This is a genomic window from Algiphilus sp. (genome assembly GCF_965216485.1).
GTDB lineage: Bacteria > Pseudomonadota > Gammaproteobacteria > Nevskiales > Nevskiaceae > Algiphilus.
The window spans coordinates 2,986,622-3,008,554 of the sequence record NZ_OZ244162.1 but is presented as its reverse complement, the minus strand read 5'-3'; the positions used below and the strand labels follow the sequence as shown (position 1 = coordinate 3,008,554).

Sequence of the window (21,933 nt, the reverse complement as noted above, 5' to 3'; positions counted from 1 at the left end):
TGCCACGGGCCCGCCGACGCATGAGTCTCTGGCTGCACGGCATCGGCGTCGCGCGCGGCATCGCCATTGGTCGCGTCTCCAAGATTTCGGGCACCGACCTGGAGGTGCGCGAGTACTTCGTTGAGCCCGACGAAGTCGAATCCGAGATCGCGCGCTATACCCACGCCCACGAGGAGGCCAAGGAGCAGCTGCGCGAGGTGCGGGCGCAGATCCCGGCCGGTACGCCGCAGGATATTGCCGCCTTCATCGACACCCACCTGCTCATGCTCGATGACCATTCGCTCAGCGAAGCGGTGATCGGGCGCATCCGCGACGACCGACTCAATGCCGAGGGCGCATTGCGCCAGGCACGCGACGCCCTGATGGCCGTCTTCGAGCAGATGGACGACCCGTATCTGCGTACGCGACAGAATGACGTCGAGCACGTTGTGGCGCGCGTGCTGCGCATCCTGCTGCAGTCGGAGCGGGCATTGCCGGAGCCAGACGACAGCCCGCCCGGCGAGGAAGCGCGCATCGTGGTGGCGGATGACATCACGCCGGCCGACATTATTCTGCTGTCGCAGCAGAAGACCGCCGCCTTCGTCACCGAATATGGCGGACCGCTGTCGCACACCGCCATTCTGGCGCGCAGCCTGCATCTGCCGGCGGTGGTGGGCGTGCACAATGCGCGTCGGCTGCTGCGCGACGGCGAGCAGCTGGTGGTCGATGGCGCCGCAGGGCACATTCTGGCCAGTCCGGACGACGCCGCGCTGACCCGCTTCCGCCACCGCATCGCACGCGATCAGCGCTATCAGCGCCGGCTCGAGCGGCTCAAGGATGAGCCGGCGATTTCCCGTGACGGCACCAAGATCCGTCTGCTCGCCAATATCGAGCTGTCCGAGGACGCCGCCGAGGCGGCGCGGGTCGGTGCCGAGGGTGTCGGCCTGTACCGCACCGAATTCCTGTTCATGAACCGCGCCGAGCTGCCCACCGAGGAAGAGCAGTACGCGGCCTATGCGCGGGTGGTGGCGGCGGTCACCGGCACCATCACCATCCGGACCCTTGATCTGGGTGCGGACAAGCAGGTGGACTCCGGCGCGCGCTCCGGGCCGACGCCCAACAATCCGGCGCTGGGGCTGCGCGCGATCCGTCTGTGTCTGCGCGAGCCCGAACTGTTCCGGACGCAGATCCGCGCGCTGCTGCGCGCCTCGGCGCATGGCCGCATGCAGATCATGCTGCCGATGATCTCCAATACGCTGGAGTTCCGGCAGGCACGACGCCTGATCGAGAGCTGCCGCGCCGAGCTTGCGGCCGAAGGTCACGCCATGGCCGAATCCATTCCGGTGGGGGCGATGATCGAGGTGCCGGCAGCGGCCATTGCCGCGCCCTGGCTGGCACGGACCTGCGATTTCTTCAGCATCGGCACCAATGACCTCATCCAGTACACCCTGGCCATCGACCGCGTCGACGATGAGGTCAATTATCTCTACGATCCGCTGCACCCGGCGGTGCTGGCACTGATTCAGCAGACGATTGCCGCCGGGGCCCAGGCCGGCATCCCGGTCGCCATGTGTGGCGAAATGGCGGGCGATGTGCGCTACACGCGTCTGCTGCTCGGACTCGGGCTGACCGAATTCTCGATGCACCCTTCCAGCCTGCTGGAGGTCAAGCGCATCGTCATGGACGCGGATATCGCCGGCCTGCGCGCGCGGGTGGAACGGGCCCTGGCTTCCACCGAACTGGCTGAGCAGCGTAGCCGACTGGCCGAGCTGGACGCGCAGTAGCGACCTGCCTGGCGGTCGCGTCCAGGCGCGCCCTAGGCGGTTTCGGCGCTGGGGACCGCCAGCGGTTCGACGGCGTCGTTGCGGTTGGGGCGCTCGTTGAGCTTGTTGAAATCGACCCAGCGCACGATCTCGATGCGGCCGTCGTAGTGCTCGACGAGGGCCGAGCAGGATTCCACCCAGTCGCCGCAGTTCATGTACTGCACCCCGTGAATCTCGCGCATCTCGGCGTGGTGGATATGGCCGCAGACGACGCCGTCCAGGCCGCGCCGACGGCATTCGTGCGCCACCGATTCCTCGAAATCCGACACGATGTTGACCGCCGACTTGACCCGGTTCTTGGCATAGGCCGACAGCGACCAGTAAGGCATGCCGAGCCGACGCCGCACGCGATTGAAGTGGCGGTTGAAGCGCATGGCGTTCTCGTACAGCGTGTCGCCGGCCATCGCGATCCACTTGTGATAGCGCGTGATAACGTCAAAGGCGTCGCCGTGCAGCACGAGCAGCCGGCGGCCATCGGCGGTGACGTGCACGTGCTCGTTGAGCACGTGGATGTTGCCCATGCTCAGGCCGAAGTTGACGAAACGGCGCAGGAATTCGTCGTGGTTGCCGGTGATGTAATACACCTTGGCACCGCGCTTGGCCTTGGTCAGGATCTTGCGGATGACATTGGTGTGCTCCTGTGGCCAGTACCAGCCACCGGTCAGCTTCCAGCCATCGATGATGTCGCCGACCAGATAGAGCGTTTCGCACTGGTTGGCCTTGAGAAAGTCGACCAGATGCTCGGCCTTGCAGCCGGGCGTGCCCAGGTGCACATCGGAAACCCAAATCGTGCGGTAGGTCGGTGCCGTCGTCTCTGCCATGGCCGGCAGGGTAGGAGGCGGTCGAGTCGCTGCCATGACAATGGCGTGACACTTTTGTGACGAGGGCCTACTCCCGAGCCGACTGGCAGGCAATGCAGCGTGCCGCCTCGGGTTGGCGTTGCAGGCGGGCGAGGGCGATGGGCTCGTCGCAGTCGATGCAGTAGCCGTAGTGCCCCTGCTGGAGCCTTTGCAAGGCGCCGTGCACCGCATGCAGTCGCTGCTGCAGGACGCGCTGTCCGGCCTGGGCCATGGCCTGCTGTTGCAGCGCATCGCCGCGCGAGACGCGCCCGACGCGCGCCTGGTCGAGTTCCACGGGGCTGGCCGAGGCGTCGCTCTGGGTCAGCGCCTCGCGCAGTTGCTGCGCCAGCGCCTGCAATTGATCGGCCAGTCGGTCGCGGTCGGCCGCGCTGAGATCCTCCGTCATGCGCCCAGCATAACGGCGGCCCCACTAGAGCGCGTAGACGCTCTCCAGGTAGTTGTTGATGACGCGCGACTCGAACATGGCGGCGCCGGTGTTCGGATCTTCCAGATAGGGCACCTGGGTGCGACCGGTCTTGGCCAGCATCTCGCGCCGGTTGCGCGAGTCCACCGGCGCATCGGGGAAGAAGCGCGTGCGCACGAAGGGGGGACCGATATCGGTGGCGCGCGCCTTGCCGAAATTCTTCAGCCGATAGGGCAGCTCGAGTTCACACAGGCGCTCGCGCACCATGCGCGAATAGGGGCTGGATTCGAAGCTGTACAGCACCAGTGGCTGCTTGGGCTGGCGCGAGGGGCGGGCGCGCAGGCCGGCCAGACCTCGGCTCAGACTGGCCGCCTGGGAGCCGGCGAGGGCGCGGCGCATGGCGGCCGCGCTGGGTGCCGGACGGCCGTTGCCATAGCGCGCGTAGAGGCGCTTGATGATGTCTGCGGATTCGTACAGCGGTGCCTCGCCCTCGATGACCAGCAGCGGGAACTGCTGCTTGCCGCCGAGCCGCTCGGCCTCTTCGCGAAAGACGCGTCCGCCCGCCGGACAAGGGCGGATATGCACGTCCAGGTCGAGCTCGGTCAGCACCTCGCGGACCACGCGGCAGAAGGGGCAGCCCTCGAATTCATAGAGGGTGATCTCCGTCACTTCCTGCGGCTGATGCACGCGCACATTGGAACCGCGCCAGCCGCGGGCCGACGAGGCGAGCAGCGAGGTCGGCAGATTGACGCCCGGCAGGCGGCTCAGGCGCGACAGCGCCGTGGACGCGTTGACGGCGGCGCGCGACAGTGCGGCGGGGGTACGGGCCATGCGGAGATATCCTTCGAGAGCGAATGCGGAGCTTAACGTCGAGCTGCGCAGTGCGGGCAGCGCAGCCGTCGATGCTAGTGCCGGAAGTGGCGCATGCCAGTGAAGACCATGGCGATATCGTGTTCGTTGGCTGCCGTGATCACCTCTTCATCGCGCATCGAGCCACCGGGCTGGATGATGGCGCGGATGCCCGCCTTGGCGGCCGCATCGATGCCATCGCGGAACGGGAAGAAGGCATCCGAGGCCATCACGGCCCCTTCGACCTGCAGGCCCTCGTCGGCGGCCTTGATGCCAGCGATGCGCGCGGAGTAGACCCGGCTCATCTGGCCGGCACCGACGCCGATGGTCTGGCCGTCACGGGCATAGACGATGGCATTGGACTTGACGTACTTGGCCACGCGCCAGGCAAAGAGCAGGTCGGCGATGGTCGCGGCGTCGGGAACGCGGGTGCTGACGGTACGTAGCTGCTCGGCAGTGACCACGCCGTGGTCGGAATCCTGCACCAGCAATCCGCCCGAGACGCTCTGCAGGCGACGCTTGGGCTGCGGCGCGCTGGCGTTGCTGGTGAGCAGCAGGCGGATGTTGGGCTTGGTGGCCAGCGCCTCCAGCGCCTCGGCCTCTGCCTCGGGCGCGATAAGGACCTCGACGAACTGGCGCTTAATGATGCTCTGCGCGGTGGCGGCGTCGAGCGGCCGGTTGAAGGCGATGATGCCGCCGAAGGCCGAGGTGGGATCGGTGGCAAAGGCGGCGTCGTAGGCTTCGCCAATGGTGTCGCGTTCGGCGACGCCGCAGGGGTTGGCGTGCTTGACGATGACGCAGGCCGGTCGATCGAACTGGGCGACGCAGCCCATGGCGGCGTCCGCGTCCGCATAGTTGTTGTAGGACATCGCCTTGCCCTGGACCAAGCGGGCAGCGCCCAGCGATCCGGCGGGGGCATCGGCTTCCCGATAGAAGGCTGCATGCTGATGCGGATTCTCGCCATAGCGCAGGGCTTCGACCCGCTCCCAGCCACAGACGAGCGCGGCCGGATGGGCTTCGTCCGGGTTGCTGGCGGTCTGCAGATAGTCAGCGACCATGGCGTCATAGCGGCCGGTATGGGCAAAGGCAGCGGCGGCCAGCTCGCGGCGCAGGCTGTCCGGCAGCGCGCCGGCCTGGACCGCGGCACCCACGCGCGCATAGTCGGCGGGGTCCACCACCACGCCGACATGGGCGTGGTTCTTGGCGGCGGCGCGCACCATCGCCGGGCCGCCGATGTCGATGTTCTCGATGGCATCGTCGAAGGTGCAGTCGCTGCGCGCGATGGTCTGCGCGAAGGGATAGAGATTGACCACCACGAGATCGATGGGGGCAATGCCCTGCGCCTGCATGACGGCGTCGTCGATGCCGCGGCGGCCGAGGATGCCGCCATGAATGGCCGGATGCAGGGTCTTGACGCGGCCATCCATGATTTCCGGAAAACCGGTCACCGAGGCAACGTCGCGGACCGCGATGCCGGCCTCCTGCAGCGCACGGTGCGTGCCACCGGTGGAGAGCAGTTCGACGCCGGCGTCGGCCAGCACGCGGGCAAAATCAACGAGACCGGTCTTGTCGGAGACCGATAGCAGAGCACGCTTAGGGGTCATGATTCGGTATTCAGTAGCCCGTAGTGGCGGAGCTTCTTGCGCAGGGTGGCGCGGTTCATTCCGAGCAGGGCGGCCGCCCGAGACTGATTGCCGTCGCAATGCTCGAGCACCTTGGATAGCAGCGGACTCTCGACCTGAGAGAGCACCATCCCATACAGATCTCCGGGCGGCGTATGCCCATTCAGATGGGAGAAGTAGTCGTCGAGGCTTTCGGCGACATGGTCAGCAAGGCACTTCGGAGCGGGCGGCAATGTGTCGGGCATGGCCGGGCGGGCTGGTGGTAAGTGACGTGCGTCCTGCATGGGAGCGTGACCGAATGATGACGCACAGGTGACACGGCCGGGCACTATAGCGCCTGCGCGCCGTCTCGGCTACCGCGTCCGCCGCCTTTTTTATCGGTGACGCGTCGCCGCTAGTGCTGTGACGTCATGCTGCGTCCCGCCAGGCGCGTCCAGCCTTCCAGTGATTCGCGCGTCCAGGCAATGCCCGGGTAGGCGGCCTCGACGCGTTCCGCCTGACGGTCGAGCAGCCCCGCGAGCACCACACTGCCACCGGGCTTGAGCTGGGCCAGCAGGGTCGGTGCCAAGGCAATCAAAGGTTCAGCGAGGATGTTGGCGAGGACAATGTCGAAGTCTCCGTCGCCATCGAATTCCGTGTCCAGCATGCAGTGCAGCATCGCATCCACGTCGTTGTTGACCGCGTTCTCGCGCGTGGCAACGATGGCCTGCGCATCGTTATCCACCGCCACCGCTTCGCGCGCGCCCAGGCGCAGGGCGGCCACCGCAAGGATGCCGGAGCCGCAGCCAAAATCGAGGACGCGCTGGCCTTGCAAGGACGCGCCGTCCAGCCATTGCAGGCAGAGGTCGGTGGTCGGGTGCGTGCCGGTGCCAAAGGCAAGCCCCGGGTCCAGCTTGATGACCACGGCCCCGGGGGCATCGACCTCGCGGTGGTGCGGCGCCACCCAGAGGCGCTGGCCGAAGCGCATGGAGCCCATGTTGTCGAGACAGTTGCGGACCCAGTCGGTGTCGGGGACCAGCATCTCCTCGGCGCGCATCTGGGCCGCGTCGGGCAGCAATTCCTCAAGGGCGCGGTAGACCGGCGCGAGATCGCTGTCATCGGGGAACAGCCCCTCCAGACAGACTCGCGGCCACAGCGGTGTGGCGCCGGGGCCCGGCTCCAGGATGGGGTCGACATCCTCGGTCGGCTTCATGCTGACCGCCAGCGCCCCCTGGGCCTCGAGAATCTCCTCACCAAAATCGGGGTACTGCGTCTGCAGCACCAGCTGACGCCACGCCATCAGCTCTCCACCCAATGGTCGATCAGGTGCTGCAGATAGTGGATGTTGTGTTTGCCGGCACGGAAGGTGGGGTCGCGCAGGATCTGCTGGTGCAGCGGCGTGTTGGTCTTGATGCCTTCGATAACGAGTTCGGACAGCGCACTGCGCGAACGTTCGATGGCGATCTCGCGGGTCTCGCCGTGGCAGATCAGCTTGCCGATCATCGAGTCGTAATGCGGTGGCACCTTGTAGCCCGTATAGACGTGCGAATCCATGCGCACGCCGGGGCCGCCCGGGGCGTGATAGGTCGTTACCGTGCCCGGCGAGGGAATGAACTTGCGCGCGTCCTCGGCATTGATGCGGCATTCAATCGCGTGTCCGCTGATCTTGATGTCGTCCTGCGTCAGGCCAAGGGGGCGTCCCGCGGCGATCTCGATCTGCTTCTTGATGAGGTCGACGCCGGTGATCATTTCGGTCACCGGATGCTCCACCTGGATGCGGGTGTTCATCTCGATGAAGTAGAAATTGCCGTCTTCATAGAGGAACTCCAGCGTGCCGGCACCGCGATAGCCGATGCGCTCGCAGGCGGCCACGCAGAGTGCGCCGATGCGTTCGCGCTGCTCGTCGGTAATGCCGGGTCCAGGCGCTTCTTCCACCACCTTCTGGTTGCGGCGCTGCATCGAGCAGTCGCGCTCGCCCAGGTGAATGGCGTGGCCCTGTTCGTCGGCCAGCACCTGGAATTCGATGTGGCGCGGCGCTTCCAGATACTTCTCCAGAAACACCGAGCCGTCACCGAAAGCGGATTGCGCCTCATTGCGCGCCATGTGGATGGAGCTGACCAGTTCGTCAGGTGTGCGCACCACGTACATGCCGCGGCCGCCACCGCCGGAGACCGCCTTGATCAGCACCGGATAGCCCACCTGCTCAGCGAGCTTGACGCACGTGGCGTCGTCGTCCGGCAGCACGCCTTCGGAGCCTGGCACGCAGGGCACGCCGGCGGCAGCCATCTCCGCCTTGGCGGTGGTCTTGCCCCCCATCATGCGAATGGTTTCCGGTCGCGGCCCGATGAACACGAAGCCCGAGCGCTCGACGCTCTCGGCAAAATCCGCGTTTTCCGACAGGAACCCGTATCCCGGGTGGATGGCGTCGGCCTGGGTGACTTCGGCCGCACTGATGATGGCGCCCATCGACAGGTAGGAATGGTTGGCCTGTGCCGGGCCAATGCATACCGATTCGTCCGCGAGCAACACGTGCTTCAGGTCGCGGTCCGCCTGCGAATACACGGCCACCGTCTTGATGCCGAGTTCGCGGCAGGCGCGCTGAATGCGCAGCGCGATCTCGCCGCGATTGGCAATGAGGATCTTGTCCAGCATGGCTCAGGCCGGGTTGATGACGAAGAGCGGCTGGTCGTACTCGACGGGTTCGCCGTTCTCGACGAGGATCTGGCTGATGACGCCATCGCGATCGGCCTCGATCTGGTTGAGCATCTTCATCGCTTCGATGATGCACAGGGTCTGGCCGGCGCGAACGGTCTGACCCACGTCCACAAAGGCTTGCGCGCCCGGGGCCGGCGCGCGATAGAAGGTGCCGACCATGGGGGCGCGCATGGTGTTGGCATGGTTCTCGGCCGGCGCGGGGGCTTCCGCTGGAGCGGGTCCCGGCGCCGGAGCGGGTGCTGCCGGTGCGGCTACCGGGGTCGGTGCTGCGGCGACTTGACTGCCGTGCCGGCTGATGCGCACGGATTCCTCGCCCTGCTGCACTTCCAGCTCCGCAATGCCGGATTGCTCAAGCAGTTCGATGAGTTTCTTGATCGTACGGATATCCATGGTGGGGGTCGTTCGTTCTTGGAATGGGGGTGGTCAGTCAACCGCGCGGCCACAGGCCGCGCGAATGGCAAGCGGGTAGACATCGGCGCCCAGGCCGCTGAGCACGCCGCTGGCGACATCGGCCAGCAGCGAGCGATGGCGGAAGGCCTCGCGCGCGTGAATATTGCTCAGGTGGACTTCGTAGAAGGGGAGGGCCACGCCGATGAGGGCGTCGCGCAGCGCGACACTGGTATGCGTGTAAGCGCCCGCGTTGATGACGATGGCCGTGGTGCCATCGCTGCCGGCGGCGTGGATGCGGTCCACCAGTGCCCCTTCATGGTTGGACTGGAAGGCGTCCAGTGACGCGCCCAGTGCCTCGGCCAGCGTGTTGCACGTGGCGATGATTGATGCCAGTGTTTGCGTACCGTAGCGGTCCGGCTCACGTTGTCCGAGCAGATTCAGATTGGGGCCGTTCAGCAGCAGGATGCAGGGCACGGGGTGGCTCCTTCAGCAGTCCCCCGAGTATAACGGCTGTCGAGCACGATGCGGTAACAAGGCGCACATTTGCCGCATTTCGCTGAATTTTCCTACAAATACGGCGCGATAAGGGATTCCAGCTCGGCCCGATCCAGCTTGCCGTGATGGCGTTCCACCATACGGCCCTGACGGTCGATGATGACGGTGTACGGCAACGCGCCCTGGGTATCCCCCATGGTCGAGAGCGCGGGCCCGATCTGGTTCGGGTCAGCGAACACCGGATAGTTCATGCCGTATTCCTCGGCGAAGCGCTGTACCGGAGCCGCATCGTCCAGCGCCGGGCCGAGCATGCGCAGGCCATCATCGCGGCGTTCGCGCTGAACCTCGATGAGCATCGGGATCTCCTCGATGCAGGGCGGGCACCAGGTGGCCCAGAAGTTCATCACCACGACTTGGCCGCGATAGTCCGACAGGCGGTGCTGCTCGCCTTCGAGGTCGGTCAGGCTCAGCGCTGGGGCCATCGCCTGCTGCGGTCCCGGGCCCAGCCACCAGTAGGCGCCAGCGCCCAATGCAATGCCGAGCAGGCCGAGCAGCAGCAGAGCGATCGTACGCACCGGCTTACTCCGCGGCGCCGCGCGTGCTGTCGACCACCCACTGGGCGTAGGCGGCGTGGGCCTGCTGGGCTTCGAGGGCGATGCACTCGGGCACGTCGTAGCTGTGCAGTTCCAGCAGAGCGGCTTCAAAAGCGGCATAGCCGCTCCGGCTGGTCTTGCAGATCAACAGGCTCTCCTGTTCGTGATCGACGCGGCCCTCCCAAAGAAACACCGATTGCACGCCAGGGAGGATGTTCACGCAGGCCGCCACCTGGCGTTCGACCAACGCTTCGGCGAGGGCGGACGCTTCCGCCTGCGGGGCGGTGACCAGTACGACAAGGGGTTCAGACATGGTCAGAGAATAGCAGTCCCATGGCCTCGCTTTCGCGGCGGATTACCATGCGTCTCCCTTCGCCTGGCCACCGCCGTGCTCGCTGCTGCCTACCGCCAAGAACTGGTGCCCTTCCTGCGCACTGCGCTGCCCATCATCGGCGCACAGCTCGCCTTCATGGGCATGGGGGTGGTCGACACCATCTTCGCGGGCCGGCTGGGCGGCCAGGCTCTGGCGGCGGTGGCTGTGGGCAGCCACGTCTGGATGCCGGTCTTCATGTTCTTTCTCGGCGTGCTGATGGCGGTATCGCCGATCGTGGCCTACCGCATCGGCGCCCGCGAGAATCCCGCGGAGACGGGGGTCATGCTGCGCGGTCAGTTGTTGCTGGCTGGCCTGCTCGGACTGGTGTGGATGGCGCTGCTGTGGACGGTGGGAAGTGCGCTCATCGCGCAGACGGGGCTGCAGCCGGAGACGGCGACGCTGGCACGGGATTACCTGCGCGCCGAATCTTTCGCCTGCGTCGCCTTTGCCTGCGTCTTCGTGCTGCGGTACGGCGTCGAAGGCACCGGGCGCACGGCGGCGGTGCTATGGATCAGCGTCCTCGGCTTCGTAGTGAATGCGGTTTTCGATGGCATCTTCATGTTCGGTTGGGGGCCGGTGCCGGCGATGGGGGCGGTGGGCTGTGGCTGGGCAACGGTGGTCGCGGTGCTGGTCATGCTGGCCTGCTGGTTGCTGCTCTATGCGCGCAGCCGTCCGCTCGCCGCCTTTGCGCTGTTTCGCTGGCAGTGGCCGGGCATGCCGTGGGCGCACTGGCTGAGCACTCTGCGTCTGGGGCTGCCGATCGGCTGCATCCTAATCGCTGAGGCGGGGTTGTTCGCGGCGGCCACCCTCTTCATGGCGGCCTTCGGCGACACCGTCGTTGCAGCACATCAGGTGGCGATCAATTTCGCCGCACTGGCCTTCATGGTACCGCTGGGCTTCGGCTTTGCCGCCACGGTGCGTGTCGGACAGGCCATGGGCGCGGGCGATGCGCACGCGGCCGCGCTGCGTGGTCGCATGGCCATTGCCCTTGGCTTTCTGTTCTCCCTGATGTCCGCCACCTTCATGGCGCTCTTCCCCGAGAGCATTGCGCGTTGGTACACCGATGATGTCGCAGTGGTGCAGGTGGCCGCGCACCTGCTGGCCTACGCGGCCGCCTTTCAGCTCTTCGATTGCCTGCAGGCCACGGCCAATGGTGCGCTGCGTGGGTTGAAAGACACGCGCGGCCCGATGCAGATCACGGTGACCGCCTACTGGCTGGTGGGCATGCCGCTGGCATGGACTGCTGCCTTTGTCTGGGATGCAGGACCCGATGGGCTCTGGTGGGGGTTGATTGCCGGCTTGGCGGTGGCCGCCTTCGGCCTGGTCACGCGCTTCTTGCGTGCGTCCCGCTCCTTAAAATCGACGAGTGACCCTGCGGCGACGCGGCACTAACATCGTTGTCCATAACAACCATACCGAGGAGAAAGTCATGCCCCTGACGCGTACCGGGCGCCTCGCCCCTTGGCTGCTGGTCGGCCTGCTGTGCGCCTGCGGCACTTCTACTGCGCCCGAGGGCGGTGCCGGCACCGCCGGCGCAAGCCGCACGGTGGAGGCCGACTTCCATAGCCTGAAGACCCCGCCGCGACCGGAGGGCGCGATTGACCTGCTGACGCTCTCCACGCTGCCGGACACCGTCACGGGTGGCGATGTACTGGTGGCACTGCGCGGCATCAATGAAGCCGACCAATGGTCGGTCGCGCGCAATGGCGAGGACGTGAGCCCGGCCTTTGCCTTGGGCGAAGATGGCACGGCCACCGGTCTGGTGCAGGATCTGCGCATGGGGGGCAATACGCTCACGGCCACGGTACGCGGGCCGAAGGGGGTGCGTCGCGCCGTGTTGGAGGTGGAGAATCACGAGGTCAGCGGGCCCGTCATTTCCGGGCCGCATCAAAGCCCCTTCTTCTGCCAGACCGAGGCGGTCGGTCTCGGCCAGCCGCTCGACGAGAACTGCCGTTTCGAACCCAAGGTGCAGTGGTTCGCGCGGCAGCTGACCCAGAACTTCGTCGAACTGGAAGACCCCTTCGCCGACTATCCGCCGGGAACCATCAGCACACAGACCGAGGACGGTCGTTCGGTGCCGTGGGTCGTGCGTGTCGAAACGCGTTTCATCAATCGCGGCATCGCACGCATTGCCGTGCTTGACGATCCGGCAGCACGCGGACCGGAGGCGCCCTTTGCGCCATTGAACTGGAATGGCGGGGTGTTCTATGTCTTCGGCGAATCCTGCGGCGTGGGCTACACGCAGGGGCAGAGCACCCCAGACTTTGTACTCGGCGGACTGCCTGACCCCACCGCGGTGGCGGCGGACAATCTGCTGATCAATCTGGCGGGGGTTTCCGACCGATTGGGACGTGGCGACATCACGGTGCACAACACGCTGTCGGCTTTCGGCAACCACTGCAATCCCTTGATCAGCATCGAGACCACGATGATGACCAAGGAACATATCGTGGAGCAGTACGGACCCGTGCAGCGCGTGGTCGGGACCAATGGGTCCGGCGCCGCGCTGCAGCAATTCAACGCGGCCAACAATGCGCCCGGACTGATCTCGGCGGGCCTGCCCACCGCCACCTTCGCCGATATTCCCTCGACGGCCATGACGGTGGCGGACTGCGGATTGCTGTTGCGCTATTACGCCAACAGTGACCTGGACTGGAGCCAGCAGAAGCAGGCGGCGGTCAATGGCCACAACCTCCTGTCCGGCAATCAGCTCAATGCCATTTGCCAGTCCTGGGCCGATACCTTCCTCGACCGGCTCGATCCGACCACCGGCTGTCCGGTGCCGGAGGCGATGCGCTATGACCCCGAAACCAATCCCACGGGGGTGCGCTGTACGGTGCAGGAGGCCAACGTCAATCTCTTCGGCCGCGATCCCGTCACCGGCTTCGCGCGGCGCCCCTTGGACAACACCGGCGTGCAGTATGGGTTAAAGGCCTTCAATGAGGGCACCATCAGCTTCGAGGAATTTCTCGATCTCAATCGCAACATCGGCGGCTACGATATCGACGGGCAATGGCAGCCGGATCGCATGGCCATGGACCCCGAGGTGGAGCGCATCACCTATGCAGTGGGCGCGGTGATCGGTCGCGGAGCGCTGCCCGAGACGCCGTTCATCGATGTGGCGCCCTACCTCGATCTGATCCCGATCGCCAACATCCACGAGGCAGTGCGCCCCTTCACAATCCGTGCCCGTCTGCAGCCGCGGCAGGGTGGCGGCGCCACGCACAGCATCTTTCGCGGTGTGCTGACCCAGCCCGATGTCTATCCGATCATGGACGATTGGCTGGATGCCATCGCCGCAGCCGATGCGCCTTTCGGCGCCGATCGCGTGGCCACGGTGATCAACGCCAAGCCGAGCAATGCCGATGACCGCTGCAGCTTCGGCACCATCGGCGGTCGGCTGGATCTGCCGGCATCGCTGCTCGGTCCGCTGGGCGTGGAAGCGCCATTGCTGACCCAGCTCGCGCTTCCCGTGGAGGTGGAGATTCCGCTGCGCGTGGATGTGCCGGAGGACTTCGACAACGGGCAGGGCACCGGCCCTTGCTCGACCTTGCTGCCGGTCACGGCCACGCCCCGCATGGTGGCGGGCATGCCCTTGTCCGGCGACGTCATCCGCTGTCAGACGAAGCCGGTTGACCCGCAGGACTATGCGGCGGCGCTGAGCCCCGCGCAGCTTGCCGCCATCGCCGAGGTCTTTCCGCAGGGCGTATGCGACTACGCGCTGCCGGCGGCCGGCGATGTCGAGCGTAGTCCGGTCTGGCTCAGCTTTGGCGGACGGCAGCTATTGCCGGAACCCAAGCCGCTGCGCTGGCGGGTCGCGCGCGGTCTGCCTGCCAACGACTGACCGCCGGAATGCTGGCCGGGGTGACCGGCCAGCGTCATTTCGTCAGAGGGCGTCGAGAATGCGGCTGCGCAGCGTGCGCTGCAGCGCCAGGCCCTCGCGGTAGCTTTCCGCGTTGAGCAGCACCACGGCGTAGTAGCCGCGGTCATCATCCAGCCAGGGCACGGTGCCGAGGAAGCCCGGTGCTGAGAGCTCCGGACCGTCGCTGTCCTCGAGCAGCGCCGGGTCCTCGAACCAGAGCCCAAAGCTGTAGCCGGTGGCGCTGACCACCGGGGGGCGCTCCATCGGCAGGCCGTTTACCTGGTCCGTACGCAGACGCTGCATGTTGGTCGCATTCAGCAGGGCCGGGTCTCGCGCCAGGATGGCGCGTTGCACATCGCCCAGGTCGCGCACATTGGCGACGATGCCGCCCGCAATGCGCGGATTCACCAGCGGCGTGAAGGTCAGATCGGCGCCGACCGGATTGGCAACGCGTGCATCCACGAGCTGCTGCCAACTGCGGTTGGCCGCCTGTTGCGCGACCAGACCGGCGACCTGATAGCTGCCACCCCCATAAGCGAACCGCGAGCCGGGCGCGAAGGCGCTACCCGCGCGCAGAATGGCGGTCGCACAGCTGGCCAGCGTGTGGCTGGTGTCGCTCAGACAGGGTGGACTGGTGGGCAGGCCGGAGGTGTGGTTGAGCAGCTGGCGCAGCGTGACGCGCTGAGCGGCCTCGGTATTGCGGGCGTCGCCCTGCAGCCAGCGCGCCACCGGGACGTCGAGTTCCAGCACGCCGTCCTCCACCAGTGACAGGATGACGGCCGCGGCCACCGGCTTGCCGGCCGAGGCGATGAAGACGGCGCGGTCTTCGTCGAGGTTGCCGCTGGTCAGTCGCGCCAGCACGCCATCGGCCGTGCCCAGTTCAAAGGCGTAGTCGTTGATGTCACCGGCTTCGCAGGCGGCGTCCAGGGTGGCACGCAGGCTGGCAAAGCGCCCATCGCCAAAGTCGTCGGCGCCGACGCTGCCTGCGCAGCCGCGCTCATCGTTGTCGCAGGCGCCAAGCGCGACGGCAAATAGGGCAGCAAGGGCAAGACGCGTGAGAAGGGTGCGCATGAGGGTCTCCAGCCGGCTGTAACGGGACGAAAGGGTAGGGCTCGTGTAGCATCTGGCCGCTTACGCGGTACTGAACTCACTCGAATCCTGTCCCATGAGCAACGACGCCAAAACGCCCCGCTACCGTTCCAACACCATCACCCAGAGCGTTGCCCGCTCGCCCAACCGTGCCATGCTGCGCGCGGTCGGTTTTGGTGACGGCGATTTCAACAAGCCGATCATCGGCGTGGCTTCCGGTCACTCGACGATGAACCCCTGCAACGCGGGTATTGGTGCGCTCGCCGAGCGCGCCATCGAGGCGCTCAACGAGGCGGGTGCCAAGCCGCAGATGTTCGGCTTTCCGACGGTGACCGATGGCATTTCCATGGGCACCGAGGGCATGAAGTATTCGCTGGTGTCGCGCGAGGTCATCGCCGATTCCATCGAGACGGCGGTGCAGTCCCAGTTCATGGACGGCGTGCTCGCCATCGGTGGCTGCGACAAGAACATGCCGGGCGCCATGATCGCCATGTTGCGCATCAATGTGCCGGCCATCTTCTGCTACGCCGGCACCATCAAGCCGGGTTGCTGGAAGGACCAGAACCTGACCATCGTCTCCGCCTTCGAGGCGGTGGGTGCCTACACCGCCGGCAAGATGGAGAAGGAAGACTACGAGGGCATCGAGCGCAATGCCTGCCCGAGCTTCGGTGCCTGCGGCGGCATGTTCACCGCCAACACCATGTCGAGCGCTTTCGAAGCCATGGGCATGTCGCTGCCGTACTCCTCGACCATGGCCAGCCCGGATCCGGAGAAGGCGGATTCCGTGGCCGCTTCGGCCGTGGCTCTGCGCAAGGCGGTCGATCTCAATATCCGGCCGCGCGATCTCGTCACGCGCAAGTCCATCGAGAATGCGGTGGCGGTGATCATGGCCACGGGGGGCTCGACCAATGCGGTCCTGCACTTCCTCGCCATCGCCCATACCGCGGGCGTCGAGTGGACCATCGACGACTTCGAGCGAATGCGCAAGAAGGTGCCGGTGCTGTGCGATCTGAAGCCGTCGGGCCGCTACGTCGTCACCGAATTCCACAAGGCGGGGGGTACGCCGCAGGTCATGAAGATCCTGCTCGCCAATGGCTTGCTGCACGGTGATTGCCTGACCATCACCGGTCAGACGCTGGAGGAAGTGCTGGCCGATGTGCCGGAGCAGCCGCGCGCGGATCAGGATGTGATCCGTCCCTTCGACAACCCGATGTACACGGCGGGGCATCTGGCCATCCTCAAGGGCAATCTCTCGCCATTGGGCTGTGTGGCCAAGATCACTGGCATCAAGCATCCGGTGATCACCGGGCCGGCACGCGTCTATGACTCGGAGGACGACGCCATGGAAGCGATCCTGGGCGACAAGATCCAGGCCGGCGATGTGCTGATCATCCGCTATGAAGGCCCCAAGGGCGGGCCCGGCATGCGCGAAATGCTGGCGCCGACCTCGGCCATTATCGGCAAGGGGCTGGGCGAGAGTGTGGGCTTCATCACCGACGGCCGCTTTTCCGGTGGGACCTGGGGCATGGTCGTAGGCCATGTCGCCCCTGAGGCCGCCGTGGGTGGCCCGATTGCATTGGTCGAAGAGGGTGATCAGGTCACCATCGACGCCGAGCAGCTCAAGATCGAGGTGCATCTTGACGACGCCGAGCTGGAGCGCCGTCGTCAGGCCTGGCAGCCGCGGCCGCCGCGCTACACGCGCGGCGTACTGGGCAAGTTCGCGCGACTGGCAGCAGGCGCCGAACGCGGCGCGATTACCGACGCCGAACCGGAAGCCTGAGTCTGCAGCCACCGCCGGCACGATGCGCGCCGGCGGTGGGTGGGACGCCTCAGTGTCCCGAGGTGGCTTCGTGCTCGGCCGTCAGGCCGAAGAAGCGTTCCGCGTTGGCCGTGGTGCAGGCCTCGACGGTTTCCGGGCTTTCACCGCGCGCTTCGGCGACCGCATCGCGCACCCAGGGCAGGTACGCGGGTTCATTGCGCCGGCCGGCACTCTTGCGCAGCGCGCGCGGCAGGTTGCGTGGCAGCAGGTAGGGGGCGTCGGTTTCGATCAGCAGTCGGTGGGCGGGGATGTGCGGAACCGCTGCGACCAGGTCGTTACCGCGGCGCTCGTCGCAGATCCATCCCGTGATGCCGATATAGCAATCGAGCGCGAGGTAGGCTTCCATCGCCTCGCGCGTATCGGTAAAGCAATGCACGCAGACGTCCGCAAGCTGCGGTCGGTACTCGCGCAGGATGGCAAGAAAATCCGCATGCGCGTCGCGCTGATGCAGGAAGACGGGACGCCGGCTTTCCACGGCGATATCGAGCTGCGCGCGGAAAGCCCGCGCCTGATCGTCGCGCGGCGACAGGTCGCGGAAATAGTCGAGGCCGCATTCGCCCACGGCCCGGCACGCGGGATCTGCGGCGTGGCTGCGGATCTGGCCGGCGAGACCGTCATTCCAGTCACTAGCGTGATGCGGATGCAGGCCCGCAGTGCAGGACAACATGTCGGTTCGCGCACGCGCCAGCTCGAGCGCATCGTGATTGCTCTGCGCGCAGCTCCCGGTGAGCACGATGTGGCTCAGGCCAGCCGCCGCGGCGCGGGCGATGACCGCGTCGCGGTCGTGGGCAAAGCTTTCGTGCGTGAGATTGGCGCCGATGTCGATCATCAGGAAGCGGGCGTCCGAGGAGAAGGTGTGGGTTCGTCCGGCAAGCAGCGATGGTGCCAGGCGGTGCGGCGCTCGGCAGTACTTTGCCCACCGCGGGGAGGCGAGGCTTCGATGACGTAGACCATGTCGAAGCGCAGCAGCCGTTCCCCTGCCGGTGCGTCGCTGTTGTACTGGCGACATAGATAGCGCCCATAGGCAAGGAACAGGGCTTCATTGCGCAGCGCGTACAGTCGCCACTCGTAGCTATGCCAGCGAAGATTTCGATGCGCGTTGGGCGGTTCGGGGCGCTCCCAACGCAGCGCCTGTCTGGGCCGCCGCAGGTCCATGGTTTCGCCGTTCTCCAGCGTCGCCGGGAACACGATCCACCCGTCGCGGCGGGATGGCTCCGGCGCGAACATGTCCCAGCGCTGGTCAAGACGGAGGGTCTGCATCAGCGGCGCCAAGGGGGTTGCCCATGCGCGCGATAACCAATCGACGGTGGTCGCATTCCAGACGGTGATGGCGAGCAATGCCACAACGGCCACTGTCTGATGGCCGTTGCCGAAGCGCCAGCGTACCGGGCGCGATTGCCAGAACCAGTGGGTCCATGCCGCCACGGCGCCACGGCCGTTGGCGACGCGGTCATAGGTCGCTGTGCCGAAGCGGTGGATCGGTGACCACTGCATCAACGGTGCCAACCATCGGAACAACAGGCTGGCACGCAGCAGGGCGATGAAGGCGTCGAACTTGAGGTGAGCGGTGCGTTCGCCGTCGATGATGACCCAACTCCAGTGCGCCTCCATCAGGCGATGCGCCCGCGGCGTGTCCTGCGCGGCTTCGATGCGGGTGCGCGGCAGCACCAGGAAGACGCGCAGCAGACGGCAGCTGGCGCGGCAGAAGGCACAGTCGCGGTCGTAGTAGGTGCGGGTGCGCGCTGCGGTCGGGTGCTTCGGGTCCAACCTGCGGCGCAGCGTTTGCCACAGCCCTGGGGTGGTCAGTGCCATCAGCGATGCCATGCTGACCCATGGGAAGTGCCCCAGCTCCAGGCAGAGCAGAAAGCCCAGGTGCATGCCCATGAGCAGAACGAAGGCGAGCAGCCGCAACCTATAGGTGGCAAGGGGGGCGAAGACCAAGAGGGGCACCAACCATTCCAGGCCGTAGACGCCATAGCTCAGCCCCTGGGTGAGCGTCGGCCATTGCTGCAGCCAGCGACCGAAGTCGGTGGCGTAACGATCCAGTTCCAGCGCGTAGTACACCGCCGTGCCGTCTGGCCACCAGGCATCGCCGTGCTTGAGGACAGCGGAGAAGAAGTACACCGACACCACCTGTACCAGCAGACCGAAGGCGGCGAGGCTGCGGTAACGGTGACGAGGCGGCGGGGACGCGCTGGCCAGCGCGGCATCGGCCGACCAGCGTGCGCCCGTGGGCAGCAGCAGACACCAGAACAGCAGCGCCATGATGAGGATGTCACCGCCAATCAGGATCAGCGGCTGGCGCGACTGGATCGATCCCACGGCGATGAACAGCACGAGATTCGCGAGCCGGGTGCGCCAGCCCAGTGCAAAAGCAAGGGCCGCTAGTGCTGCAATCACAATGACTGCCGCCGCCCACCACGGCGCACCGGTGGCCATCAACAGCGAGAAGCGATGGGTGGCTACCGCTTCCAGCAGCGTGGCACGGGGCAGGATGCCTTCGTCGCTGTAGAAGGCGGTGAGCGCTCCAAGGCGGGCCAGCATGTCGCAGAAGACGATGCCGCCGAGCAGGACCCGCAATGCGGCCAGTCCGCGCAGGTCGATGCTGCTGGCGGTGCGCCACCAGCGCTGAAGGGCATGCGTCATTGCCATGGGCCGACACAGGACGGGGAGCCTGAAGCTCCCCGTCTTTGACCGATGAAGGGAGGGCGGGTGGTCACGCCGCCTGGGTCCGGTACTAGTCGAGATCGCCCATATGACCAGTGCCGCCGTCCAGCCATTCGCGATACTCCGATTCGGTCAGGCTGCCCCGAGGCGACTCCAGAAAGCCGGTGCCGCCGCCCAACAGGCCGCCGAGCAATCCGCCGCCACCATCGTCGCCGCTGCCGTCGCCGTCGCCATTGTCAAGATTGCCGTCATCATCGCGCTGCGGCTCGGCGCTTTCATCACTGTCGGCGACCTCATAGATGACATATCCCAGACCCGCGACGCCCAGGGCCAGCAGGCCCCAGTCGGTCCAGTTGTAGATGATGTCGCCTTCCTGCTGATTCAGTGCGTATTGCCGCTGCAGCAGCGGCATGCCGCCGAGAGTGGCGGCGTGCAGACCGGCGCGGTCGAAATCGATCTGCGCCATCGGCGTTGTCTGGGTCCAATCCGCTTGCTTGTTGCGGTCCAGCCGCAGACCCAGATGCACGGGGTAGCGGTGCTCGACCGGTTGCCCGCCGAATTCGACCGACATATAGAAGCGCGCCGTCGGATCGTTCCACAGCATGCGCTCGGTGAAGGACACATCGCCAAAAGGCAATGCCGTGGCAGACGTGAAAGCGGTGCTTCCCAGGCCGATGGCGACACCGGCCGCAATGGTCTTCCAAGCGTTCATTCTGGCTCCCCGATGAAGTGTCCCGTCGGCGCACAAGCAGGTGCGGGTCCGGACGGGTCGTTGTTTGATGATACGGCATCGACCTCTGGCCGTCGATGCGCGTCAGCGGCAATGCCGGAGGGCATCAAGCGCTCCGGCGATGAGGAAGCTACAGCGCTACCATGCCGGCTCATTCCTACTGCACGGGGCTGTGCCGGCAAGCGACGTATGGCCCCATTTCTGGATTCATGGACATGACCCAGCAGCTACCTGCCCCCGGCGCACGGGAAACGGTCTTCATCGACGGTGAAGCGGGTGCTATCGAGGCCGTACTCTCGACGCCCCGCGGCGCGCCTGCGCGCGGTGCGCTGCTCGTCTGCCATCCGCATCCGCTCTATGGCGGCACCATGGATAACAAGGTGGTCACGACGCTGGCCGCTGCTGCCCACGACGCCGGCATGGCAGCGCTGCGCTTCAATTTCCGGGGTGTGGGTGCGAGCGAGGGCGCGCACGATGCAGGGCAGGGGGAGACGCGGGACTGCCTCCGCGTTGCCGAGTGGCTGCGCCATCGGCTGGCGGGGGAGGCCTTGGCACTGGCGGGCTTTTCCTTCGGTGGCTACGTGGCCCTGGCGGCGCAGGCGGACATTGCGCCCGCGGCGCTGATTACGGTCGCGCCGGCCACACGCTACTTTCAGGGTATCTGGCCACAGTGGCCCACCTGTCCCTGGCTTTGCATTCACGCGAAGGACGACGATGTCGTGCCTTACGAGGCCACACACACCGACCTTCAGGCCGCCGATCCGCCCCCCCAGTGGAGCCTCACCGAGGAAGGTGGACACTTCTTCCACGGTCAGCTCCAGGCGGTGCGCGCGCCGGCGCGGGCATGTCTGGAAGGCCTTGTGGGAGGCTGATTGCCGCTGCGGGAGCTTGCTGCGGCGGTGCTATGCTCGCGCGCAGAACGAAGGACACACGCACGACCGAGGAGCCCTGAGATGTTGATTCCGAGAACACTCCGCAGGACCGGAGCATGCCTTGCCCTGACGGCATGGCTCGCCAGCCCACTGGCGGTCGCCAACGATTTCGAGTTGCAGAGTGGCGCGGCCGCATCCGATGTCCGTCAGATGTCGGAAGATCTTGCCGCCGCGACCTCCTACAAGGCGCTCGGCCCGGCCGAAGCCTTCGGTCTGATCGGTACTGGTGTTGGCGCCTTTGCGGGCTACATGGCCACCGACGACGAGGACGCCTGGCAGCGCGCCAGCGGCAATCGGGTCGGCGACATCACCACCGCGGGCCTGCGTGCGCGCAAGGGCCTGCCGCTGGGCATTGATGTCTCCGCCTTCTACGCCGATGTCCTCAATACCGATGGCTCACTCTTTGGCGGTGCGCTGCAATACGCGATCTGGGAAGGCGGCGTCGCGACGCCGGGTATCGCGCTGCGCCTGGGCTACAGCCAGCTCACCGGCGTGGACGACTTCGACTACGACACGTGGTCGGTAGACGCCACCATCTCCAAGGGCTTTGCCATGCTCACGCCCTATGCCGGCGTGGGCTACGTCACGGGCGAGCTTGATCCCTCGGATTCTTCCATCGATGCCGAACGCGTCGACAACGGGCGCTTCTTCGCGGGGCTGCGGCTGTCTCTCGGGCTGATCGATATCACACCGGAAATCGAGCAGAACGGTGACAACTTCGTGACCAATCTGCGCCTTGGCATTACCCTCTGA

At 66.2% G+C, this 21,933-nt stretch carries 21 protein-coding genes; 6 read left to right on the top strand and 15 right to left on the bottom strand.

Annotation, left to right across the window (positions count from 1 at the left end; translation table 11 throughout):
- Nucleotides 1–20 precede the first annotated feature (20 nt).
- Nucleotides 21–1,763, top strand: a complete 1,743-nt coding sequence (gene ptsP, locus ACOOFO_RS13870) for a phosphoenolpyruvate--protein phosphotransferase (protein WP_420427342.1) — start codon at nucleotides 21–23, stop codon at nucleotides 1,761–1,763.
- Between the two features lie 32 nt (nucleotides 1,764–1,795).
- Here ptsP and ACOOFO_RS13865 read toward each other — a convergent pair whose 3' ends face one another.
- From ACOOFO_RS13865 to cutA, 11 genes are all read right to left on the bottom strand, one after another.
- Nucleotides 1,796–2,623, bottom strand: coding sequence for a UDP-2,3-diacylglucosamine diphosphatase (locus tag ACOOFO_RS13865; protein WP_420427341.1), 828 nt, complete (start codon nucleotides 2,621–2,623; stop codon nucleotides 1,796–1,798).
- Between the two features lie 67 nt (nucleotides 2,624–2,690).
- Nucleotides 2,691–3,047, bottom strand: coding sequence for a TraR/DksA family transcriptional regulator (locus ACOOFO_RS13860; protein WP_420427340.1), 357 nt, complete (start codon nucleotides 3,045–3,047; stop codon nucleotides 2,691–2,693).
- A 24-nt stretch (nucleotides 3,048–3,071) separates the two neighbouring features.
- Nucleotides 3,072–3,896: a glutathione S-transferase N-terminal domain-containing protein gene (locus ACOOFO_RS13855; protein WP_420427339.1), complete on the bottom strand. Its 825-nt coding sequence runs from the start codon at nucleotides 3,894–3,896 to the stop codon at nucleotides 3,072–3,074.
- A gap of 74 nt (nucleotides 3,897–3,970) precedes the next feature.
- Entirely contained in the window at nucleotides 3,971–5,518 is a 1,548-nt protein-coding gene (purH, locus tag ACOOFO_RS13850; protein WP_420427338.1) for a bifunctional phosphoribosylaminoimidazolecarboxamide formyltransferase/IMP cyclohydrolase, read from the bottom strand.
- The gene (locus tag ACOOFO_RS13845) at nucleotides 5,515–5,781 is read right to left on the bottom strand and encodes a helix-turn-helix domain-containing protein (RefSeq protein WP_420427337.1); all 267 of its coding nucleotides are present in this window, start codon (nucleotides 5,779–5,781) and stop codon (nucleotides 5,515–5,517) included. The genes purH and ACOOFO_RS13845 overlap by 4 nt, the downstream gene beginning before the upstream one ends.
- A gap of 149 nt (nucleotides 5,782–5,930) precedes the next feature.
- Nucleotides 5,931–6,815: a 50S ribosomal protein L11 methyltransferase gene (prmA, locus tag ACOOFO_RS13840; protein WP_420427336.1), complete on the bottom strand. Its 885-nt coding sequence runs from the start codon at nucleotides 6,813–6,815 to the stop codon at nucleotides 5,931–5,933.
- Nucleotides 6,815–8,167 (bottom strand): acetyl-CoA carboxylase biotin carboxylase subunit, encoded by a 1,353-nt coding sequence (gene accC / locus ACOOFO_RS13835; protein ID WP_420427335.1) that lies wholly within the window; start codon nucleotides 8,165–8,167, stop codon nucleotides 6,815–6,817. The genes prmA and accC overlap by 1 nt, the downstream gene beginning before the upstream one ends.
- A gap of 3 nt (nucleotides 8,168–8,170) precedes the next feature.
- Nucleotides 8,171–8,620: an acetyl-CoA carboxylase biotin carboxyl carrier protein gene (gene accB, locus ACOOFO_RS13830; protein WP_420427334.1), complete on the bottom strand. Its 450-nt coding sequence runs from the start codon at nucleotides 8,618–8,620 to the stop codon at nucleotides 8,171–8,173.
- A 33-nt stretch (nucleotides 8,621–8,653) separates the two neighbouring features.
- Nucleotides 8,654–9,094, bottom strand: a complete 441-nt coding sequence (aroQ, locus tag ACOOFO_RS13825; protein WP_420427333.1) for a type II 3-dehydroquinate dehydratase — start codon at nucleotides 9,092–9,094, stop codon at nucleotides 8,654–8,656.
- Nucleotides 9,095–9,186: 92 nt separating this feature from the next.
- Nucleotides 9,187–9,690, bottom strand: a complete 504-nt coding sequence (locus tag ACOOFO_RS13820; protein ID WP_420427332.1) for a TlpA family protein disulfide reductase — start codon at nucleotides 9,688–9,690, stop codon at nucleotides 9,187–9,189.
- A 4-nt stretch (nucleotides 9,691–9,694) separates the two neighbouring features.
- On the bottom strand, nucleotides 9,695–10,021 hold the full coding sequence (gene cutA, locus ACOOFO_RS13815; protein ID WP_420427331.1) for a divalent-cation tolerance protein CutA: 327 nt from the start codon (nucleotides 10,019–10,021) through the stop codon (nucleotides 9,695–9,697).
- Nucleotides 10,022–10,096: 75 nt separating this feature from the next.
- Here cutA and ACOOFO_RS13810 point away from each other — a divergent pair, with 75 nt between their 5' ends.
- Both ACOOFO_RS13810 and ACOOFO_RS13805 read left to right on the top strand, forming a co-directional pair.
- Nucleotides 10,097–11,473, top strand: coding sequence for an MATE family efflux transporter (locus ACOOFO_RS13810; protein ID WP_420427330.1), 1,377 nt, complete (start codon nucleotides 10,097–10,099; stop codon nucleotides 11,471–11,473).
- A 37-nt stretch (nucleotides 11,474–11,510) separates the two neighbouring features.
- Entirely contained in the window at nucleotides 11,511–13,925 is a 2,415-nt protein-coding gene (locus ACOOFO_RS13805; RefSeq protein WP_420427329.1) for a DUF6351 family protein, read from the top strand.
- Nucleotides 13,926–13,967: 42 nt separating this feature from the next.
- Here ACOOFO_RS13805 and ACOOFO_RS13800 read toward each other — a convergent pair whose 3' ends face one another.
- Nucleotides 13,968–15,014: a serine hydrolase domain-containing protein gene (locus tag ACOOFO_RS13800; protein ID WP_420427328.1), complete on the bottom strand. Its 1,047-nt coding sequence runs from the start codon at nucleotides 15,012–15,014 to the stop codon at nucleotides 13,968–13,970.
- Between the two features lie 94 nt (nucleotides 15,015–15,108).
- Here ACOOFO_RS13800 and ilvD point away from each other — a divergent pair, with 94 nt between their 5' ends.
- Entirely contained in the window at nucleotides 15,109–16,812 is a 1,704-nt protein-coding gene (gene ilvD / locus ACOOFO_RS13795) for a dihydroxy-acid dehydratase (RefSeq protein ID WP_420427327.1), read from the top strand.
- Between the two features lie 49 nt (nucleotides 16,813–16,861).
- Here ilvD and ACOOFO_RS13790 read toward each other — a convergent pair whose 3' ends face one another.
- The 3 genes from ACOOFO_RS13790 to ACOOFO_RS13780 all read right to left on the bottom strand — a co-directional run bounded on the left by ACOOFO_RS13790 (nucleotide 16,862) and on the right by ACOOFO_RS13780 (nucleotide 20,230).
- Nucleotides 16,862–17,680, bottom strand: a complete 819-nt coding sequence (locus ACOOFO_RS13790) for a TatD family hydrolase (protein ID WP_420427326.1) — start codon at nucleotides 17,678–17,680, stop codon at nucleotides 16,862–16,864.
- On the bottom strand, nucleotides 17,680–19,503 hold the full coding sequence (locus tag ACOOFO_RS13785; protein WP_420427325.1) for a DCC1-like thiol-disulfide oxidoreductase family protein: 1,824 nt from the start codon (nucleotides 19,501–19,503) through the stop codon (nucleotides 17,680–17,682). The genes ACOOFO_RS13790 and ACOOFO_RS13785 overlap by 1 nt, the downstream gene beginning before the upstream one ends.
- A gap of 85 nt (nucleotides 19,504–19,588) precedes the next feature.
- Nucleotides 19,589–20,230 (bottom strand): hypothetical protein, encoded by a 642-nt coding sequence (locus tag ACOOFO_RS13780; RefSeq protein WP_420427324.1) that lies wholly within the window; start codon nucleotides 20,228–20,230, stop codon nucleotides 19,589–19,591.
- Nucleotides 20,231–20,463: 233 nt separating this feature from the next.
- Between ACOOFO_RS13780 and ACOOFO_RS13775 the strand changes: the two genes are divergently transcribed.
- Together ACOOFO_RS13775 and ACOOFO_RS13770 are read left to right on the top strand one after the other, a co-directional pair.
- Nucleotides 20,464–21,120 carry an alpha/beta hydrolase gene (locus tag ACOOFO_RS13775; protein WP_420427323.1) on the top strand — a complete coding sequence of 219 codons (657 nt, stop codon included), beginning with the start codon at nucleotides 20,464–20,466 and terminating at the stop codon, nucleotides 21,118–21,120.
- Between the two features lie 81 nt (nucleotides 21,121–21,201).
- The gene (locus ACOOFO_RS13770; protein WP_420427322.1) at nucleotides 21,202–21,933 is read left to right on the top strand and encodes a hypothetical protein; all 732 of its coding nucleotides are present in this window, start codon (nucleotides 21,202–21,204) and stop codon (nucleotides 21,931–21,933) included.

What these genes read in the sequence shown, in the direction of transcription:
- ptsP (WP_420427342.1), top strand. Translation starts at nt 21, where the DNA reads ATGAGTCTCTGGCTGCACGGCATCGGCGTCGCGCGCGGCATCGCCATT.
- ACOOFO_RS13865 (WP_420427341.1), bottom strand. Translation starts at nt 2,623, where the DNA reads ATGGCAGAGACGACGGCACCGACCTACCGCACGATTTGGGTTTCCGAT.
- ACOOFO_RS13860 (WP_420427340.1), bottom strand. Translation starts at nt 3,047, where the DNA reads ATGACGGAGGATCTCAGCGCGGCCGACCGCGACCGACTGGCCGATCAA.
- ACOOFO_RS13855 (WP_420427339.1), bottom strand. Translation starts at nt 3,896, where the DNA reads ATGGCCCGTACCCCCGCCGCACTGTCGCGCGCCGCCGTCAACGCGTCC.
- purH (WP_420427338.1), bottom strand. Translation starts at nt 5,518, where the DNA reads ATGACCCCTAAGCGTGCTCTGCTATCGGTCTCCGACAAGACCGGTCTC.
- ACOOFO_RS13845 (WP_420427337.1), bottom strand. Translation starts at nt 5,781, where the DNA reads ATGCCCGACACATTGCCGCCCGCTCCGAAGTGCCTTGCTGACCATGTC.
- prmA (WP_420427336.1), bottom strand. Translation starts at nt 6,815, where the DNA reads ATGGCGTGGCGTCAGCTGGTGCTGCAGACGCAGTACCCCGATTTTGGT.
- accC (WP_420427335.1), bottom strand. Translation starts at nt 8,167, where the DNA reads ATGCTGGACAAGATCCTCATTGCCAATCGCGGCGAGATCGCGCTGCGC.
- accB (WP_420427334.1), bottom strand. Translation starts at nt 8,620, where the DNA reads ATGGATATCCGTACGATCAAGAAACTCATCGAACTGCTTGAGCAATCC.
- cutA (WP_420427331.1), bottom strand. Translation starts at nt 10,021, where the DNA reads ATGTCTGAACCCCTTGTCGTACTGGTCACCGCCCCGCAGGCGGAAGCG.
- ACOOFO_RS13805 (WP_420427329.1), top strand. Translation starts at nt 11,511, where the DNA reads ATGCCCCTGACGCGTACCGGGCGCCTCGCCCCTTGGCTGCTGGTCGGC.
- ACOOFO_RS13800 (WP_420427328.1), bottom strand. Translation starts at nt 15,014, where the DNA reads ATGCGCACCCTTCTCACGCGTCTTGCCCTTGCTGCCCTATTTGCCGTC.
- ilvD (WP_420427327.1), top strand. Translation starts at nt 15,109, where the DNA reads ATGAGCAACGACGCCAAAACGCCCCGCTACCGTTCCAACACCATCACC.
- ACOOFO_RS13790 (WP_420427326.1), bottom strand. Translation starts at nt 17,680, where the DNA reads ATGATCGACATCGGCGCCAATCTCACGCACGAAAGCTTTGCCCACGAC.
- ACOOFO_RS13785 (WP_420427325.1), bottom strand. Translation starts at nt 19,503, where the DNA reads ATGGCAATGACGCATGCCCTTCAGCGCTGGTGGCGCACCGCCAGCAGC.
- ACOOFO_RS13780 (WP_420427324.1), bottom strand. Translation starts at nt 20,230, where the DNA reads ATGAACGCTTGGAAGACCATTGCGGCCGGTGTCGCCATCGGCCTGGGA.
- ACOOFO_RS13775 (WP_420427323.1), top strand. Translation starts at nt 20,464, where the DNA reads ATGACCCAGCAGCTACCTGCCCCCGGCGCACGGGAAACGGTCTTCATC.
- ACOOFO_RS13770 (WP_420427322.1), top strand. Translation starts at nt 21,202, where the DNA reads ATGTTGATTCCGAGAACACTCCGCAGGACCGGAGCATGCCTTGCCCTG.